15 protein-coding genes, 1 tRNA gene, 1 other RNA gene and 1 pseudogene are annotated in these 16,607 nt (G+C 72.6%); 6 read left to right on the top strand and 12 right to left on the bottom strand.

The features are described from left to right. Positions 1–105: 105 nt before the first annotated feature. From ACIBAD_RS24040 to ffs, 4 genes are all read right to left on the bottom strand, one after another. A complete protein-coding gene (locus ACIBAD_RS24040) occupies positions 106–1,725 on the bottom strand; it encodes a hypothetical protein (protein ID WP_398908291.1) in 1,620 nt (539 codons plus the stop codon). A 299-nt stretch (positions 1,726–2,024) separates the two neighbouring features. After that, positions 2,025–3,278 carry a phosphoribosylamine--glycine ligase gene (purD, locus tag ACIBAD_RS24035; protein WP_398908290.1) on the bottom strand — a complete coding sequence of 418 codons (1,254 nt, stop codon included), beginning with the start codon at positions 3,276–3,278 and terminating at the stop codon, positions 2,025–2,027. Positions 3,279–3,338: 60 nt separating this feature from the next. Further along, positions 3,339–5,555, bottom strand: a complete 2,217-nt coding sequence (locus tag ACIBAD_RS24030; RefSeq protein WP_134073072.1) for a DNA polymerase III subunit gamma and tau — start codon at positions 5,553–5,555, stop codon at positions 3,339–3,341. A 66-nt stretch (positions 5,556–5,621) separates the two neighbouring features. After that, positions 5,622–5,720, bottom strand: an RNA gene (ffs, locus tag ACIBAD_RS24025) — signal recognition particle sRNA small type. Positions 5,721–5,851: 131 nt separating this feature from the next. Between ffs and ACIBAD_RS24020 the strand changes: the two genes are divergently transcribed. Continuing rightward, a tRNA-Ser gene (locus ACIBAD_RS24020) sits at positions 5,852–5,939 on the top strand. A gap of 78 nt (positions 5,940–6,017) precedes the next feature. Here ACIBAD_RS24020 and ACIBAD_RS24015 read toward each other — a convergent pair. Then, positions 6,018–6,309, bottom strand: a pseudogene (locus ACIBAD_RS24015) (site-specific integrase); the annotation flags it as partial. A 203-nt stretch (positions 6,310–6,512) separates the two neighbouring features. Here ACIBAD_RS24015 and ACIBAD_RS24010 point away from each other — a divergent pair. Continuing rightward, positions 6,513–8,342 (top strand): TnsA endonuclease N-terminal domain-containing protein, encoded by a 1,830-nt coding sequence (locus ACIBAD_RS24010; protein WP_166682071.1) that lies wholly within the window; start codon positions 6,513–6,515, stop codon positions 8,340–8,342. Between the two features lie 99 nt (positions 8,343–8,441). On the opposite strand, the gene ACIBAD_RS24005 is transcribed toward ACIBAD_RS24010, so the two are convergent. Further along, positions 8,442–8,882, bottom strand: coding sequence for a hypothetical protein (locus tag ACIBAD_RS24005; RefSeq protein WP_398908289.1), 441 nt, complete (start codon positions 8,880–8,882; stop codon positions 8,442–8,444). A 112-nt stretch (positions 8,883–8,994) separates the two neighbouring features. On the opposite strand from ACIBAD_RS24005, the gene sigJ reads away from it, so the two are divergent. Further along, entirely contained in the window at positions 8,995–9,918 is a 924-nt protein-coding gene (sigJ, locus tag ACIBAD_RS24000) for an RNA polymerase sigma factor SigJ (protein ID WP_134073067.1), read from the top strand. A 33-nt stretch (positions 9,919–9,951) separates the two neighbouring features. Here the strand turns inward: sigJ and ACIBAD_RS23995 are convergent, their stop codons facing one another. After that, a complete protein-coding gene (locus tag ACIBAD_RS23995; protein ID WP_134073065.1) occupies positions 9,952–10,464 on the bottom strand; it encodes a PadR family transcriptional regulator in 513 nt (170 codons plus the stop codon). Between the two features lie 99 nt (positions 10,465–10,563). Here ACIBAD_RS23995 and ACIBAD_RS23990 point away from each other — a divergent pair, with 99 nt between their 5' ends. After that, the gene (locus ACIBAD_RS23990) at positions 10,564–11,127 is read left to right on the top strand and encodes a hypothetical protein (protein ID WP_134073063.1); all 564 of its coding nucleotides are present in this window, start codon (positions 10,564–10,566) and stop codon (positions 11,125–11,127) included. Between the two features lie 335 nt (positions 11,128–11,462). On the opposite strand, the gene ACIBAD_RS23985 is transcribed toward ACIBAD_RS23990, so the two are convergent. The 3 genes from ACIBAD_RS23985 to ACIBAD_RS23975 all read right to left on the bottom strand — a co-directional run bounded on the left by ACIBAD_RS23985 (position 11,463) and on the right by ACIBAD_RS23975 (position 12,733). Further along, positions 11,463–11,882, bottom strand: coding sequence for a TOBE domain-containing protein (locus ACIBAD_RS23985; RefSeq protein ID WP_134073061.1), 420 nt, complete (start codon positions 11,880–11,882; stop codon positions 11,463–11,465). A gap of 162 nt (positions 11,883–12,044) precedes the next feature. Beyond that, entirely contained in the window at positions 12,045–12,236 is a 192-nt protein-coding gene (locus tag ACIBAD_RS23980; RefSeq protein ID WP_134073059.1) for a DUF1059 domain-containing protein, read from the bottom strand. A 302-nt stretch (positions 12,237–12,538) separates the two neighbouring features. Then, positions 12,539–12,733 carry a hypothetical protein gene (locus ACIBAD_RS23975; RefSeq protein ID WP_398908288.1) on the bottom strand — a complete coding sequence of 65 codons (195 nt, stop codon included), beginning with the start codon at positions 12,731–12,733 and terminating at the stop codon, positions 12,539–12,541. Positions 12,734–13,079: 346 nt separating this feature from the next. Here ACIBAD_RS23975 and ACIBAD_RS23970 point away from each other — a divergent pair, with 346 nt between their 5' ends. Next, positions 13,080–13,985: a helix-turn-helix domain-containing protein gene (locus ACIBAD_RS23970; RefSeq protein ID WP_398908287.1), complete on the top strand. Its 906-nt coding sequence runs from the start codon at positions 13,080–13,082 to the stop codon at positions 13,983–13,985. Between the two features lie 60 nt (positions 13,986–14,045). Here ACIBAD_RS23970 and ACIBAD_RS23965 read toward each other — a convergent pair whose 3' ends face one another. After that, positions 14,046–14,864, bottom strand: a complete 819-nt coding sequence (locus ACIBAD_RS23965) for a VOC family protein (RefSeq protein ID WP_398908286.1) — start codon at positions 14,862–14,864, stop codon at positions 14,046–14,048. 130 nt (positions 14,865–14,994) lie between these two features. Here ACIBAD_RS23965 and ACIBAD_RS23960 point away from each other — a divergent pair, with 130 nt between their 5' ends. Beyond that, entirely contained in the window at positions 14,995–15,618 is a 624-nt protein-coding gene (locus ACIBAD_RS23960; protein WP_134073050.1) for an HhH-GPD-type base excision DNA repair protein, read from the top strand. Here ACIBAD_RS23960 and opcA read toward each other — a convergent pair. Then, positions 15,615–16,565 (bottom strand): glucose-6-phosphate dehydrogenase assembly protein OpcA, encoded by a 951-nt coding sequence (opcA, locus tag ACIBAD_RS23955; RefSeq protein WP_398908285.1) that lies wholly within the window; start codon positions 16,563–16,565, stop codon positions 15,615–15,617. The genes ACIBAD_RS23960 and opcA overlap by 4 nt on opposite strands. Positions 16,566–16,607: the final 42 nt, after the last annotated feature.

The following is a 16,607-nucleotide window of genomic DNA, read 5'->3' as shown; positions in this document are numbered from 1 at the left end:
GGAGTGCAGGATTCGCGGGATCGGCCGACCCGGCGGAGGAAGCGCCTCGGGGCCCCCGGCACGGGCGCGGCCGCGGCCGTCGTCGCACTCGCGGCCGCCGACCGGTCAGACCAGGCGGACCGGCTTCTCCGGGCGGACGCCGAGCTCCGCGAGCCAGTCGCGCAGGGGCTCCGGGTCCCCGTCCTCCACCAGGCTCAGCACCCGGGGGGCCAGGTCCGCGCGCCGCTCGTCGCCGACCAGGAGGACCGGGCCGTCCAGCCAGTCCAGCCCCGGTGCGGCGTCGGCCGAGTCGACGGCCGCGGCGCACACGATCGCGGTCACGTGGTCGGCGAGCAGGTCCCGCCCGCTGCGGGGCGGCTGGAGCGGGAACAGCGGCACGGTGTCCGCCCCGCGCGCCACTGCGGCGCCCCCGCCGCCCGCCCTCGCGCCGGTTCCCGCGGAACGTTCCTCCCTGGCCAGGTCGCCGCTGAGCCGGCCGGCCAGCGCTTCCGCGGCCGTGCACTCCCCGGCGGCGTCCGTGAGGTAGCCCAGGACCCGGTCGAGCGTCGGCCCCGGGCCGGCCGGGACGGCGAGGCCGTCCAGCGCCGCGTGGAGCCGGGCCGCCTCCGCACGCCATTTGCGGTCCACGACCTCCTCCGGATACGCCGCCCAGTCCACCGGCGACCAGTCCGGACCGGCCTCGGCCGGACCGCCGTGGAAGAGCCGGGCGGCGAGCAGCGAAGCCGCCTCGTCGATCACCCCGGGCCGTTCCAGCAGATCGCAGGCGGGCCGCTCGCCGAGCCGCGAAGTGAAGCCCTCGGCCAGCCGGTCGCGCCGGGACAGCTCGGTCAGCGCGGAGACCACCCCGGCGTCGAGGTGCGCCGGCCAGCGGCCCATCCGCCACGCGGGCAGCGCGACCCGGGTCAGCAGCCGGTCCCAGCCCGCGTAGGCGAGGCCGACCTGCTCCTGGGCGACGATGCGCAGCCCGTAGTCCACACCCTGTGCACGGTCCGAGGCGGCGGCCGCGACCCCGCGCTCCATCTCGGCGGCATCCGCCTGGCACAGCCTCAGCAGCAGGCGGGCCGGCCGGCCGATCCAGCCGAGGCCGGGCCGGCTGCCCACGTCCACCGCGGCGTCGAGCCCGCGCACGAAGCCCCGGGCATCGGCTATGTCCGGATGTGCGGAAGGACCCGTACCGGCGACGACCGGCGCCAGGACCGCCCGCAGTTCGGCGACCCGCATCCACCACAGGAACGGCGAGCCGATCACCAGCACGGGAGCCGCGCCCGGCTCCGCCTCGCGCCCGCCCGATATGCCGGTGCGCCGGTGCGCCCCGTGCGTACGGTCCTCCAGCCAGCTGTCGCAGTCCGGCGTCAGGGCTATGGCCGAGGGCGCTGGCACGTCCATCCGGTCGGCCAGGTCCCGCACCATCCGGTACAGGTCGGGCGCGGCGGACTCCGGCAGGGGCACCGTCGGCGTCACGGCCGGGCTCGCCCGGAGCACCACCGCGGCGAACACCCCGCCGACGAGCAGCACCAGTACGGCGACCACGCAGGCGGCGAGCGTCACCGCGGGCCAGGGGTCACCGGCCAGCCGGCCCGTCATCCGGGCGCTCAGCAGCACCACCGCGAGGGCGGCGGGCAGCACCCCGAGGGCCAGTGCCCGGCTGCGGACCCGCAGCACGGCCAGGGCCCGGGAGCGCGCGGACGGCGCGCCCCCTTCCACGATCGAACCGGTTCCGGACACGGCCGGACCTCACCCCCTCTGCCCTGCGGCGGTTTTGCTCACTCCCCCACTGTGACACCCGCCACTGACATCGCAATGCCGGTGGGCCATGTGCCGGAATGCTTGGCATCGCACCCTAGTTGGGGAGCGACCGGCAGTCAGCAGGACCGGGTGACCATCACCCGATGGAATGGCTTTGGGTAAAGGTGGCTGCGTTCGAACGCGGCCGGATGCACTCGCACGCGGATACGCGCGCGGGCCCGGTGCGCACCGGGGTGCGTACCGGGCCCGCAGGGCGGAAGTCCCGCCGCTCGGCCTGCTCAGCGGCCTTCGGCCGCCTTGGCGGCGATGTCCGTGCGGTGCTGGGAGCCGTCCAGCCGGATCCGCGCGACGGCCTTATACGCCTTCTCGCGGGCCTGTGCCAGATCGGAACCGGTCGCCGTCACCGACAGCACGCGGCCGCCCGCGCTGACGACCGCCTCGCCCTCGCGCCGGGTCCCGGCGTGCAGGACGTACGCGTCGGGTCCGTCCTCGGCGGCCACCTCGGCCAGGCCCTCGATCGGGTCCCCGGTGCGCGGGGTCTCCGGGTAGTTGTGGGAGGCGATGACGACCGTGACGGCCGCGTCCGAGCTCCAGCGCAGCGGCGGCTCGGTGTCCAGGGTGCCGTTGGCGGCGTGGAGCAGCACGCCCGCGAGGGGGGTGCGCAGCCGGGCCAGGACCACCTGGGTCTCGGGGTCGCCGAAGCGGGCGTTGAACTCGATGACGCGGACGCCGCGCGAGGTGATCGCGAGGCCGGCGTACAGGAGCCCGGAGAACGGGGTGCCGCGGTGGCGCAGCTCGTCCACGGTCGGCTGGAGGACCGTCTCCATGGCCTCGTCGACCAGCTTCGGGTCGGCCCAGGGCAGTGGGGAGTACGCGCCCATGCCTCCGGTGTTGGGGCCCTCGTCGCCGTCGAGCGCGCGCTTGAAGTCCTGCGCGGGCTGGAGCGGCAGCACGGTGACGCCGTCGGTGATGGCGAAGAGGGAGACCTCGGGGCCGTCGAGGTACTCCTCGATGACGACGCGGTCGCAGCCGAGCGCGTGCGCGCGGGCGGCGGCCCGGTCCTCGGTGACGACGACGCCCTTGCCGGCGGCGAGGCCGTCGTCCTTGACGACGTACGGGGCGCCGAAGGCGTCGAGGGCCGTGTCCACCTCTTCCGGGGTGGTGCACACGTAGCTGCGGGCGGTCGGGACGTCGGCCGCGGCCATCACGTCCTTGGCGAACGCCTTGGAGCCCTCCAGCTGCGCCGCTTCCGCGGACGGGCCGAAGACGGGGATGCCGGCGGCGCGGACGGCGTCGGACACGCCGGCGACCAGGGGCGCCTCCGGGCCGACGACGACCAGGTCGGCTTCGAGTTCGGTGGCGAGGCGGGCCACGGCCGCGCCGTCGAGGGCGTCGACCGGGCGCAGCTCCGCCACCTCGGCGATGCCGGCGTTGCCGGGAGCGCAGTACAGCGCGTTGACGTCGGGGTCGAGGGACAGAGAGCGGCACAGGGCGTGTTCGCGGGCGCCGCCGCCGATGACGAGGACCTTCACGCCCTGCAGCCTAGCCCGCGCGGCGGGATGACCTTCGTGCGGCCACCCAATGAGACGGCCCTACTCGTTTGTGTATTCCTCTATGACGGTGGCTCCGAGCTCGCGCACGATGAGGTCGTGTCCGGTCAGGGCGCTGTCGACCAGGTCCGGATCGTCCTCCTCCGGTACGTCGTCCTCGGGCGCGACCGGCGGCGGCGCCTGCCGTACGGGGGGCTGCTGCGAGGAACCGCCCTGCTGGGCCGGGGGCTGCGGCGGCTGGTACGGCTGCTGCGGGGCGGGACCCGGCTGCGGGGCGGGGGCCGGGGCGGCGGGCGGCGGGTTGTAGGCGGGGGCGGCCGGGGCGGAGTACGAGGACGGCGCCGAGGCGGGTGCGGGCTGGCCGCCGCCCCCGCCGACCACGGCATCGATCTTCCAGTGGACCTGGAACTGCTCGGCGAGGACCGCCTTGAGCACGTCCTCGCTGCCGCTGCTCGCGAAGTTGTCGCGGGCTCCGGGGTTGGGGAAGCCCAGCTGCAGCGTCGTCCCGTCGAAGCCGGTGACCTGGGCGTTCTGGCTGAGCAGGATCCAGGTGAAGCGGCGGCGGTTCTTGACGGCCTCAAGGATGCCGGGCCACATCGCCTGGACCTGCCCGGCGCCGGCGGCCATGCCGGGCGAGGGGGCGGCGGCGGGAGCGGCTGCCTCGGGGGCCGGGGCGGCCTGTGCCGGGGCGGGGGCGGCCGGAGCGGGCTGGCCCGAACCGGGCGCGGCAGCACTGGGCCAGGCACCGGCGGCGGGCGCGGGGGCGGCTGCCGGAGCGGGGGCGGCTGCTCCGGGCCAGGCGCCGGGGGCGGCTCCGCCGCCGGGCTGCGCGGCCCCGGGCCACGCTCCGGGCGCGGCGGCGGGGGCCTGCGCGGGAGCGGGGGCCGGAGCCGGGGCCTGGACGGGAGCCGGCGCGGAAGCGGGCGCCGGCGGCGCGGCTGCGGGAGCCTCGGGAGCCCGTACGGCGGCAGCGGCGGCCCGCGCCGCGGCGACGGGCCCGCCGGGGCCGGCCGGAGCCATGCCGTGGGCCTCGGGCCCGGGCACGTAGCCCATGGCGGGCCCGCCGGCCGGGGCGGCGGCCATACCGGCGCCTGGGGTGAACCCGCTCCGCTCCAGCCGGTCGAGCCGGGCCTGGAAGGACCGCTCGTCGTCGAAGGCGGCGGGCAGCAGCACCCGGGCGCAGATCAGCTCCAGCTGGAGCCGCGGCGAGGTCGCCCCGCGCATCTCGGTGAGCCCGGTGTTGACCAGGTCGGCGGCGCGGCTCAGCTCGGCGGCCCCGAACACCGACGCCTGGGCCTGCATCCGCTCGACGACATCGGCAGGGGCGTCGATGAGCCCCTTCTCCCCGGCGTCGGGCACGGCGGCCAGGATCACCAGGTCCCGCAGCCGCTCCAGCAGGTCGGCGACGAACCGGCGCGGGTCGTTGCCGCCCTCCACCACACGGTCGACGACCTCGAACGCGGCCGCCCCGTCCCCGGCGGCGAAGGCGTCGACGACGGAGTCGAGCAGCGACCCGTCGGTGTACCCGAGCAGGGAGGTGGCCATGGCATACGTCACACCGTCCTCACCGGCACCGGCGAGGAGCTGGTCCATGACGGACATGGAGTCACGCACGGATCCGGCGCCGGCCCGCACGACGAGCGGCAGTACGCCGTCCTCGACCTTGGCGCCCTCGCGCCCGCAGACCTCGCCCAGGTACTCGCGCAGCGTCCCGGGCGGCACGAGCCGGAACGGATAGTGGTGCGTACGGGACCGGATGGTCCCGATGACCTTCTCGGGCTCGGTCGTCGCGAAAATGAACTTGAGGTGCTCCGGCGGCTCCTCGACCACCTTCAGCAGGGCGTTGAAGCCCGCCGAGGTGACCATGTGGGCCTCGTCGATGATGTAGATCTTGTACCGGCTGGAGGCGGGCCCGAAGAAGGCCTTCTCCCGCAGGTCACGGGCGTCGTCCACGCCACCGTGCGAGGCGGCGTCGATCTCGATGACGTCGATCGACCCCGGTCCGTTGCGCGCCAGGTCCTTGCAGGACTGGCACTCGCCGCAGGGCTCGGGAGTGGGACCCTGCTCACAGTTCAGGCACCGCGCCAGGATGCGCGCGCTGGTGGTCTTGCCGCAGCCTCGCGGCCCACTGAACAGGTACGCGTGATTGACCCGGTTGTTCCGCAGGGCCTGCATCAGGGGGACAGTGACATGCTCCTGCCCGATGACCTCGGCGAACGACTCGGGGCGGTAGCGGCGGTACAGCGCAAGGGACGACACGTCTACGAGGTTATCCGGGCCCACCGACAAAGACGTCCCGCCGACGGCCGCGCGGGCCGCCCCGGAACGCAAAGCGCCCCCCACGCACCCGCCAGAGCCCACTTACCCTTGCTGCCTTCCGGCCCTGGGGGAGTTGGGTGAGATAGCGCCACGTGAGGGGCTGGGCCCCACCCTAGCGGATGAAAGCCCCCGCGATCGACCCCGCCCCCGCCTCGGACCCGACCAGGTTGCCGCCCCGATCCCCTGCCGGCGATCACGTTCGCGAGCACCCCTCAACGTCTTGTATTGTTTGCGGCGGAGGATTCGCCTAGTGGCCTAGGGCGCACGCTTGGAAAGCGTGTTGGGGGCAACCCCTCACGAGTTCGAATCTCGTATCCTCCGCCAGTGCCTCACCGGGCACTTGAAGGCCCCGACCGGGAAACCGGCCGGGGCCTTCTGCGTTGCTCCGTCTCACTTTCCGTCTCACTTGTCCTGCGACGGGCCCCACAGCGCTTCGCCGACCTGTTCGGCGGCCTTCTTCAGGAGCGGCCCGGTCACGTCCATGTACCGGGCTCGCATCCGGGCGGCGCCACCCGGCTCCCACCCCATGATCGCGTCGACGACGACATCCGGGACGCTCAGGAGCAGGAGCACCGTCGCCGCTGTGTGGCGTGCGCCATGGAGCCGCCCATCCCCGGACCCCCGCGTCCTGAAGCAGCTGCTTCCACCGGTGACAGTCCGTGTTCGGGATCAGCGGTCCACCCGTGGGCGAGGTGGAGAAACCTCGCCGACCGCAGGGACTCAGTCGTGATCGAGTTCACCAGCGGCGACGCCGGGCAACGCCGCCCCGAGAGCCCTGGCCGGGCCCGCACACGGTGTCCTCGCCTACAGCCCCACCGGGATGGCGGCGGACTCTCAATTCTGGTCGTCGGTGCAGATGGGCATACTGCCCACACAGTCACGGAATCGGGGGATCGAGTGCAGGAGCAGGGATCGGAATACAGGCGCGGTCAAACATGGAGTGAGGCAGAGGACGCCCGGCTTGTCGACGGTGTGCGGGAGGAACTCTCCCTAGAAGAACTTGCCGAGCGGCACGGCCGTACGGCAGGTGCCATCCGTGCGCGCTTGGCTCGGATGGTTCCCGAACCGGCCGCCGATGACCCGCTCGGGTGGTTAAGGGCTCGACTGGCCGTCGACCCCGCGTTCTCGTGGCAGAGCATTTTGGACGAGCGTCGACTCGGCGAGCGGCGCGAGCGTCAAGAACGCAGCGACCGCGTGCCCACCCCTGCCCAACAGCGGAGTGCGGCAGATGCTGCCGAGGTGCTGGCTGACTGGGAGCAGACGACTGGTCACGTTCTCCGTCCCGAACGCCGCGACGCCTTCCTCGCTCGCGCAGTGGTGCACGATCTGGCGGCCGTAACCTCCGACGTGCGACGAGCGGCTGCCCGACGGCTGTGGCGGGCCGACACACGACTTCTGCTCGACGATTGGCTGCTGGAATGCGTGTGTCCCGGTGCCGTGGGTTTGACGGCCGACTGGAACCGCATCGCCGAGCGGGATGCAGACGTGCTGCTGGTCTCGCGCGAGCTGCTCGCTGCCGCCGTGGGAGAGCTCGTCAGGGAACGAGACCGGGAGGTACTTTCCCGGCGCCTCGGTCTGTACGGCGAGTCGGCTCAGACGCTGGAGAAGATCGCCGATGCCCTCGGAATATCCCGAGAGCGGGTCCGGCAGCTGCAGACGCGAGCCATCCGCAGCATGTGCCGCACCGTCGGCCCGGCGTCCAGGAAGGTCCGCACGGTGCTGGCGGAGTTGAGCCGCGTGGACCGTCTGCCACCGGGCGCAGGGCCGCCGGAGGCGGAACGTCTGCTCGACCTGGCCGACGCACTGCTTCCCTCGGTGGCGCTGCGACAAGCAGTGCCACTGCTGGCCCGTCTGGCCGGCGCAGACAAGGTGCGGGCGGAGAACCTTGCCGCCGAGGCCGCCACGGTGCGCATGCTGCGCCACGAGGCCGCTCGCCGCGAAACAGCACGTCAGGCGCGCATCGACCGGGCTGCCCAGCGCTGGGACGCGCTGTCCGCTGACGTGAACTGGTTCGGGAAGGCTGAGCCGGCGCCCGCGCGTGAAGAGCTGGAAGTGCTCAGGGAGAAGGGCGGCGGAGGCGACTTCGGAATGTGGCACTGTCCGAAGCTGGGCCGGGAGGTGGCGTACGAGTCGGACACGGAACTCCGGGTGATCCAGCTGCTCAGCTTCGCCCCCCAGGTCGCCTACTACCAGGAACAGCCTCTTGCGATCAGCTACCGGTTCGCCGGGCGGCAGCGCACCTACTACCCCGATCTCCTCATGACCACAGTCGACGGCCAGTGCATCCTCATCGAGGTGAAGCCCGTCTACGAGATGGCGATGGCCGTCAACGTCGCCAAGTACCGTGCGGTCGAAGCTTTCTGCCGCGACCGGGGCTGGGGGCTCATCGCCACCGACGGGAACCGCACGCTCAGCCTCCTTGAGAACCGATCCGTCGACCCCCGGGTGGATACCGCGCTCACCGCAGCACTGGAGACACACGGCGAACTGACATGGCCCCAGGCACGTGCAGCACTGGGCGACCTGGAGGTGGACTCTCTGACCATGGCCGCCCTGATCTTGAAGAGAAGCTGGTCATGGTCCATCCGGCCGTACCGCCTTCGGATGCGCGATCCTGCCACCCTTCGTGCGCCTCTGGAGGAGGACGGTCCCGGCTCTCCAAGCGTTCTGCGGCGAAAGCGGCTCGACAGCGAGTGGAAGGCTGAGCAGCAGAAGCCTGCCGGGTGACACCGTTCAGCAGAGCCCGAGCCCGGTCTCACTCTCTGGTCTCATTCAGCCCTGTCCGGCCCCGTCCGGACAGGGTCACCCTGGACGCTCTACCGCAGGTCAGGACGGGTACGGCCCCCGGCGGGCGGCAGACAGCGCCTGGCCGAGTGCGAGCAGGCTCAGGCCGAACATCAGGACGCCCAGGGGTACATGGAGCGACGGTATGTGCGCGACGCCCAGCACCACCTGCACCGAGGCGAGGACCAGGAAGCCGGACGAGTACAGGATCGGGCGGGGAGTTCCGCCGCCCGGGCGCCAGGCCAGGACCGCGGCGAGCACGTAGAGCATGGACGCGCCGTACATCACACGCGCTCCGACGCCGTGCAGTGTCTCGCCGTAGGACGTGGACAGCAGCAGTCCGGCGGTGACCGCCTGGAAGAAGACGGCCAGGGTCTGCAGGGCGATCGCGACCCGCAGGAAGGTGCGGATGCGCTCCGCGGGCGTCGGGGCTGTGGTCGGCTGGTCTGTGGTCGGCTGGTCTGCGGTCGTCCGGGTGGCCATGGTCGGTCCCCTCTTCTGCCTCGCGGCGGTGGCTCGGTACTGTCTCGACCGTCCGACGACGTGGGCCCGCGAAATGTGAGGCGAACGAGAGGAACGGGGAGCGGTCGCTGCCGTGAGCACCTCCGAGCCGGATCCGCGCGCGATCTTCGGCGAGCGGCGCCATCTGATCGCCATCGCCTACCGGCTGCTCGGTTCGCTGTCCGAGGCCGAGGACGCCGTGCAGGAGGCCTACGCCCGCTGGTACGCGATGCCGCCGCAACAGCAGGAGGCCGTCGAGTCGCCGGGCGCCTGGCTGACGACGGTGGCCGGCCGCATCTGCCTGGATCTGCTCGGCTCCGCGCGGGTCCGCCGCGAGCGCTACGTCGGCGCGTGGATACCGGAGCCGCTGCCCGGCCGTACGGAGTGGAGTGACGGGCCGGTCGACCCCGCCGACCGGGTCGCCATGGACGAGTCGGTGAACATGGCCTTCCTCGTCGTGCTGGAGTCGATGACGCCGGCCGAACGCGTGGCGTTCGTCCTGCACGACGTCTTCCGGTACCCCTTCGCCGAGATCGCCGGGATCGTCGCCCGGTCACCTGCCGCCTGCCGGCAGCTGGCGGCCTCCGCCCGCCGGCGCGTCCGCGCCGCACAGGTCCCTGCGACCACGGCCGCGACGGCCGGGCAGGCCGTCCTGGTGCGGCGTTTCAAGGAGGCGTGGGAGGCCCGGGACATCAAGGCCCTCGTCGGCCTCCTCGACCCCGGCGCCACGATGGCCGCCGACGGCGGCGGACTCGTCGGTGCGGCGCTCCGCCCGGTCGAGGGCGGCGAGCGCATCGCCCAATACCTGATCCACATGGCCGCCAAGGCTCCCGGGCTGACGCTCCTGGAGCGGACGGTCAACGGCCGGCCGGGCCTGGTGGCCCAGTACGCCGGCACCACCGTGACCGTGGCGGCGTTCCACCTCACCGCCGACCGCATCACGCACATCTGGGCGGTCCGCAATCCGGAGAAGCTCCGTGCGTGGAACGCGGACGGGGTGGACGGCGCCGCGCTCTGACCGGCAGGACGAGGCGGCCCAGCCGGAAGCGGCCTACCGGATCTGGTCGGCCGCCCACTGCGCCCATTCACGGCGCATGGCGTTGAAGCGCAGACCGTACTCCAGGGCGATCTTGCCGTGGACCGACAGGGTGTCGTCCCCCCAGTCGATGGATGCGTCGAGCCGGCGCAGGTCCTCGTACTCCTGCTCGGACAGCTCCGCCAGTTCGGTCAGGTAGCCCCGCGCCTGTCCGGGGGTGAGCACGCCGAGGAAGAAGACCCTCAGCAGGACGTCGCTGCGGGTGTTGCGCTGGGGCTTGGTCTCCGTCAGCCAGTGGCGGAGCTCGGCCAGGCCCTCGTCGGTGAGGGTGTACTCCTTGCGCCCGCGCGGGCCTTCCGCCGAGACGCTGATCATTCCGGCGTCCGCGAGCTTGGCCAGCTCCGTGTACATCTGGCTCTGGGTGGCGGGCCAGACATTGGCCAGCGAGGTTTCGAAGCGCTTGAGCAGGTCGTAACCGCTGGCCGGGCGCTCTGACAGAAGTCCGAGGAGGGCGTGTCGAAGGCTCATGCCCCCCACCATACATTCCAGGATTGACATGTCAGTACTGCAACGTCTACTTTCGACATGTCAGAACAGGAATGTAAGCAGCCGGGCCCGGGGGTTCCCATGTCGTACGTACGCACCTTCCTTCCGTGGATCGTCTTCGCGGTGTTTCCGTCCGCCCAGTGGCAGTGGGGCGCGCTCGCCGGTCTCGTGGCGGCCGTCGCGGTGGCCGTCCAGCAGCGCCTGGCCGGAGCCGGGTTCGACGCGCTGATCATCGAACTCGGCTCGGCGGTCTTCTTCGCGGCCCTGACGGCGATCGCCTTCGCCGACCCGCACTCGGACGTGCACGACTACTCGGCGGCCCTCTCCTCGGCCACCCTGGCCCTCATCGCAGGGGGTTCGCTGCTCGTGGGCAAGCCGTTCACCCTGGGCATCGCGAAGCGCACCACGCCGCGCGAGGTCTGGGGACTGCGGCCGTTCATCCGGACCAACGCCGTCATCACGGCCGTGTGGACCGCGGCCTTCGCGGTCACCGCCGGCGCTCTCGCGGCCCTCGCCCACGCAGGCCACGGCCACTCGACCTCCGCCACGCTCGTCCAGGCCGCCGGGTTCGCCGCCCCGATGCTCTTCACCGTCCGCTACATCGCCGCCGTCCAGGCCAAGGCCCAGGCCGCCGGGCAGCCGTAGGGGGCGGGCGCGTCGTCGTAGTCCACCGGGCAGGCCGCCGGACTGCCGGGCGTGAGCGGGCCGGTGAGCCGCGGCCGCAGCCGCCGACGGGCAACGGGACGGCCGCCTCCGTGCAGGGCTCGGCCGTGCGCGTCCGGATGCAGTGTTGGCCAGGAACACCTCCGGCGTCTCGCGCGGCATTCCGTCCCCGCGCGCACCGGGCGTCCGCGCCGCGTAGACCGACCGGCCTCCTGCGCAACCCCGGACAACAGGGCGGACAGGGTGCCCGGTTGTTCCACCGGGCGGGCCGGAGGATCGATACACCAGGCCGTCGGCCCCGGCGCAGCAGAGGTCGCTCAGGTGGTCGCGAGCGAGATCTCGGTGGACTTGATCAGCGCGACCACGGGGGACCCGGCCGCCAGGCCGAGCGCCTCGACGGCGTCCCTGGTGATGGCGGCGGTCAGCCCGCCGCCGTGGACGTCCACCTTGACCGAGGCCATGGCGCCGCCGGTGGTGACGTCGGAGACGGTGCCGGCCAGCTGGTTGCGGATGCTGATGCCGTCGACGGCGCCGGTGGCCAGCGCCACCTCGGTGGCCTTGACGAGCGCCTTGACCGGGGACCCCTCGGCGATGCCGAGGTCCTTCACGGCGTCGGCCGTGATGGCGGCGGTGATGTCCTGACCGCCTTCCAGACGGACCTTGACCGTGGCCATGGCCTCCCCGGTGGTGACGGCGGTGACGGTACCGGCGATCTGGTTGCGGATGCTCAGGCTCATGGGGTTGCTCGACCTCTTCGGTAGGGACCTCGCGCGGTCCGGGGGAACCGCGCGAGATCGACCGTATTCACCCCTTGCCCGGCCCGCATTCGACCCATCGCATCCGCCAGCCGGTACCACCCGTGCGGCTCGTCGCGGCTCGTCTCTGCGGGCGGCGCGCGTTCAGGCGTGCTGGGGCACCTCGGGCTTCAGCATGCCGCGCAGCGCGTCGCGGAACTCCGGAGTGTCCTCTTCCCCGTGCACGGCGACCGCGTGCTGGACGGCCGCCCCCATGACTTCGTCTTCCTCACCCGTGATCGTCAGGGTGCACCCGATGTCGCTGGGGTACTCCCTGCAGTCCATGACCTTGCGCATGACGCGCCTCCCGGTATGGCGAAGGTTCACTCCCCACGATCCTCCGAATGTCCCGGGGATGAAAGTCCTGGCCTTGGGGCGCGTACGGGACGAAGCCGGCCCAGTCCTGCGGCGCGAGCGAGAACGAGAAGCCGGGGCCCGTCGAGGACCGTGGAATCCCGGGCGCACAGGCCTCGGGGCAGGTCCGCAGCGGCTTCGCGTCCGAGGCGGGACGCCCGTTGAACGCTCCGTCCGAGCCGCCGACCGCCGCTCCGTCGCCGGACTGCAGCGCCTCGATACCGCCGCCCATTCCCGCGTGAACCTCACAGTCGAGCGGCGTGATCCGCCCTCAGCACGTCGTCCGGCTTGTCCAAGTACTCCGGCTTGGCAGTCCGCTTGCCGCCCTCGACCTCGCAGATCAGGGCCTCGCCGTACGCGGTCTCCGCCGCCGGGTCGGCTACCGGCAGCCCCAACGCCTCGCGCCACGCCCGCATCTGACGCCGAGCATGCGTATCCACCTCCTCAACGCGCCTTACCCGTCACTCACGTTGAGGCCGTCTCGACAGCTCTGGACGAAGTCGTGGACATACGTGCGGGCCGCTCGCGCCGCCGGGTCGCGGCAGGGCGCGACCCGGCGCGCCACGACGCTTTTCTTTGCAAGAACCGGGAGAAAGAACTCCAGCCCTGCCCCTCCAGCCTCCCCGGAGCGCCGCTCACTCACACGGGTGAATGGTCCCAACTCAGCTGGATTTCATGCCGGTTGCCTGGCATATGCTCGCCGCGACAACTCCGGGCACAGGACGGCCCCCGCCGGGACTCGCAATCCCGACGAGGGCCTGACCACGAGAAGGATCCAGCTTCCCAATGGCTTCCCAGCACTCTAACGCGCCCTCGCGCAGCACGTACGGCGTTCAACACGCCAACGTCCGGCAGACCCGCAATTTCACGGTCGTCAGCAACGACCTGATCCGGCATCCCCACCTGTCGATGCAGGCGCGGGCCCTCGGTACGTACATCCAGTCGGTGCCCCCGGGCACCCCGGTCGGCGTGAAAGCCCTGGCCGGGCAGCTGCCCCTCGGGGAGAACGCGATCGGCAAGGCGCTGCGCGAGCTGGAGGCGTACGGGTACCTCAGGCGGCTCCCGGAGAAGCTCCCGAACGGGCAGATCGTCACCCGTACGGTGTTCTACAACGAACCCGAGGCCGTCACCCCACCCGAGCGAAAGCCCGGGCGGAACCCCGAGCCGAAGCCGGAACGCGCCCCGGAACCGGAACCTGCCCCGGAACCGAAGCCCGCCCTGGAGCCCGAACCCGCCCCCGAACCCGCCCCCGAACCCGCCTCCGCCCCCGCCCCCGAACCGGCACCGCCGCCGCAGCCCCCGGCGGCCCTCCCGGTGCCCCGCAACCCCGACAACCCGGCCCGTCGGCAGCTGGCCGAGGAGGTCCTGGCGGAGCTCCGCCGGGTCGATCCGCGCCTGCTCCTCGGCGCCCGGGACGTCCGACGCCTCACGGGCGGCGTCGAGGCCTGGCTGGAGCGCGGGGCCGACCACCGCGCGGTGACCGGCGCCTTGACGGCGAACCTCCCGGACCGCCTCCGCAACCCGGCGGGCCTGATCGCCCACCGCCTGACGGCCCAGCTCCCGCCCCTCCTGGCGCCCCTCCGGCGCGGCCCGGCGTTCATCCCGCCGGACCCCTTCCAGACCTGCGGGAAGTGCGACCGCGCCTTCCGCGCCCCCACCCCCGGCACCTGCAAGGGCTGCACCCCCTTATGACGGCGCGGGCGGGCGGCGCCGCCCACGCCGGGTGGCCCCGCCCCGACCGGAGGGGGTCGGCTACGCGTCCGACATCTTCGGCATCTCGCCCGTCGTCTTCGACATGTCGATGACGGCGAACGCCGCGCCCTGCTGGTCCGTCACCGCCGCGAAGCGGCCGAAGGGGCTGTCCATCGGGCCGAAGTGGAGCTTGCCGCCGTGCTTCTTGGCCTTGGCCACGGCCTCGTCGCAGTCCGGGACCGAGAAGTAGACCTGGATGTACGGGGGGATCTCGGCCGGGAACTCGTCGCCCATGCTCATCCGGCCGAGGACCGGGTTCCCGCTGCCGCCGACGCTGAAGACCTTGAAGTCCATCCCGGCCGCCTCCGGGTCGTCGCCGGGCTCCATCTTCTGGGCGGAGTACGGGAAGACCTTCGAGAGGAAGCCGTCCGCCTTGGCCGGGTCGCGGGTGAAGACCTCCGCCCAGGCGTACGCGCCCGGCTCGCCGATCTTCTCGAAGCCCTTGTGCTCGCCCGGCTGCCAGACGCCGAAGACCGCTCCGCTCGGCTCCTTGGCGATCGCCATCGTGCCGAAGGTGCCGACCTGCATCGGCTGCATCATCAGCTCGCCGCCGGCCGACTTGATCTTCTCGGCGGTGGCCGACGCGTCCGGCGAGGCGAAGTACAGACACCACTGCGACGGGGCCTCGCCGCCCTGCATCGGCGGGACGACGGCCGCCACGGCCTTGCCGTCGGAGTAGGCCTGCGTGTAGTTGCCGTACTCGCTGGACGACTCACCGAAGGTCCAGCCCAGCACGTCGGAGTAGAAGGTCTTGGCGCCCTCCACGTCCTTGAACATCGCGTCCACCCAGCACGGAGCGCCTTCCGGGAACTCAGCCATGATCGATCGACTCCTGTGTCCTCGTGCGTGTGTCGTGGTTTGTGTCGTGGGTCGCTTTTGCGCGGTTCTCACGCTAGGCCCGCGGTGCGCCGACCGCGCGGGGAAGGCGGCCACGCGGGAGGCTGGGTCCATGGACATCACGATGCGGCTGGCCCAGCAGCCGGAGGCCGACGAGCTCCTCGGCCGCAGCCCGCTCGCCGCGCTCGTCGGCATGCTGCTCGACCAGCAGGTGCCGATGGAGTGGGCGTTCTCGGGCCCGTACACGATCGCCCGGCGGATGGGGGCCGACGATCTGGACGCCCATGCGATCGCCGCCCAGGACCCCGAGGCCTTCGCCGCGCTGCTCTCCGAAAAGCCGGCCGTGCACCGCTACCCCGGGTCGATGGCCAAGCGGGTGCAGCAGCTGTGCGCGTACCTGGTGGAGCACTACGACGGGGACGCGGAGGCCGTCTGGCGCGACGTGCGGACCGGGGACGAGCTGCTGAAGCGGCTCCGGGAACTGCCCGGGTTCGGCGAGCAGAAGGCCCAGATCTTCCTGGCGCTGCTGGGCAAGCAGCTCGGCGTGCGGCCCAAGGGGTGGCGCGAGGCGGCCGGCGGCTACGGCCCGGCGAACGTCTACCGCTCGGCGGCGGACATCACCGGGCCGGAGTCCCTGGCCAAGGTGCGGGCGCACAAACAGGAGATGAAGGCCGCCGCCAAAGCCGAGAAGACCGCGAAGGCCGACAAGGCCGAAAAGGCCGACAAGGGCGCCTAGAGCGCGGCGGGGGCCTGGGCCGAAGCCGGGGACGGGGCCGCACCCCTGCGGAGCGCCGACGCGTAGACCTCGTCCGCGTCGAGGCGGCGCAGCTCCTCCGAGATCAGCTCGGCCTTGCTGCGGATCTTCAGGGCCACCTTGCGGTCGGGGCTGCCCGGCAGCATCAGCGTGGCCAGCGCCCCGTCGGGGCGGTCCACCGTGATCTCGCCCGCCGCGGTCGCGAGCCGGACCCGGGTGATCACGGGCCCGTCCGTGGTGACCCGCTCCACCGGCACCCCGAGCCGGTCCTGCAGCCAGCGCGCCAGCAGCTCGGCGCTCGGGTTGTCGGCCTCGCTCTCCACCGCCGCGCCCGTCACCGGCAGCGGCTTCTGGTCCATCGCAGCGGCCAGCAGCGCCCGCCACGGCGTCAGCCGGGTCCACGCGAGGTCGGTGTCCCCGGGGGCGTACGCGGCGGCCTGACGGTCCAGTACCGCCACCGGGTCGGCGACGGCCTCCGCATCCGTGATCCGTCGCTGCGCGAGCGCGCCGAGGGGATCGCGGGCAGGGTCGGCGGGGGCGTCGGCCGGCCACCACACCACCACCGGCGCGTCCGGCACCAGCAGCGGGAGGACCACGGAGCCCGCCTGCCCGGTGAGCGCCCCGTGCAGCCGCAGCAGCACGAGCTCCCCCGTCCCGGCGTCCGATCCGACCCGCAGCTCGGCGTCGAGCCGGGTCTGGCGGAGCTTGTGCGAGCCGCGCGAGGTGCGCTTGATCACCACGATGATGCGGCAGGGGTGTTCGCGCGAGGCCTCCGAGGCCGCACGGACGGCGTCGTACGCGTTCTCCTCGTCGGTGGCGATGACGAGCGTCAGCACCAGGCCCATCGTGGGGCTGCCGATGGCCCGGCGGGCATCGAGCAGAGCCCGGTCGATCTTGCTGGACGTGGTGTCGGTGAGTTCGGTCCGCATGGGGCGAAGTCTGTCAGCGCCGGAGGCTCCGGCGGCACCCCG

Origin of the sequence: Streptomyces sp. NPDC051109, assembly GCF_044455885.1 — a bacterium.
GTDB lineage: Bacteria > Actinomycetota > Actinomycetes > Streptomycetales > Streptomycetaceae > Streptomyces.
The sequence above is the reverse complement of the archived record's forward strand: the minus strand, read 5'-3'. Positions and strand labels throughout refer to the sequence as shown.

What these genes read in the sequence shown, in the direction of transcription:
- ACIBAD_RS24005 (WP_398908289.1), bottom strand. Translation starts at nt 8,882, where the DNA reads ATGGCCACCCGGACGACCGCAGACCAGCCGACCACAGACCAGCCGACC.
- ACIBAD_RS23995 (WP_134073065.1), bottom strand. Translation starts at nt 10,464, where the DNA reads ATGAGCCTTCGACACGCCCTCCTCGGACTTCTGTCAGAGCGCCCGGCC.
- ACIBAD_RS23990 (WP_134073063.1), top strand. Translation starts at nt 10,564, where the DNA reads ATGTCGTACGTACGCACCTTCCTTCCGTGGATCGTCTTCGCGGTGTTT.
- ACIBAD_RS23985 (WP_134073061.1), bottom strand. Translation starts at nt 11,882, where the DNA reads ATGAGCCTGAGCATCCGCAACCAGATCGCCGGTACCGTCACCGCCGTC.
- ACIBAD_RS23980 (WP_134073059.1), bottom strand. Translation starts at nt 12,236, where the DNA reads ATGCGCAAGGTCATGGACTGCAGGGAGTACCCCAGCGACATCGGGTGC.
- ACIBAD_RS23970 (WP_398908287.1), top strand. Translation starts at nt 13,080, where the DNA reads ATGGCTTCCCAGCACTCTAACGCGCCCTCGCGCAGCACGTACGGCGTT.
- ACIBAD_RS23965 (WP_398908286.1), bottom strand. Translation starts at nt 14,864, where the DNA reads ATGGCTGAGTTCCCGGAAGGCGCTCCGTGCTGGGTGGACGCGATGTTC.
- ACIBAD_RS23960 (WP_134073050.1), top strand. Translation starts at nt 14,995, where the DNA reads ATGGACATCACGATGCGGCTGGCCCAGCAGCCGGAGGCCGACGAGCTC.
- opcA (WP_398908285.1), bottom strand. Translation starts at nt 16,565, where the DNA reads ATGCGGACCGAACTCACCGACACCACGTCCAGCAAGATCGACCGGGCT.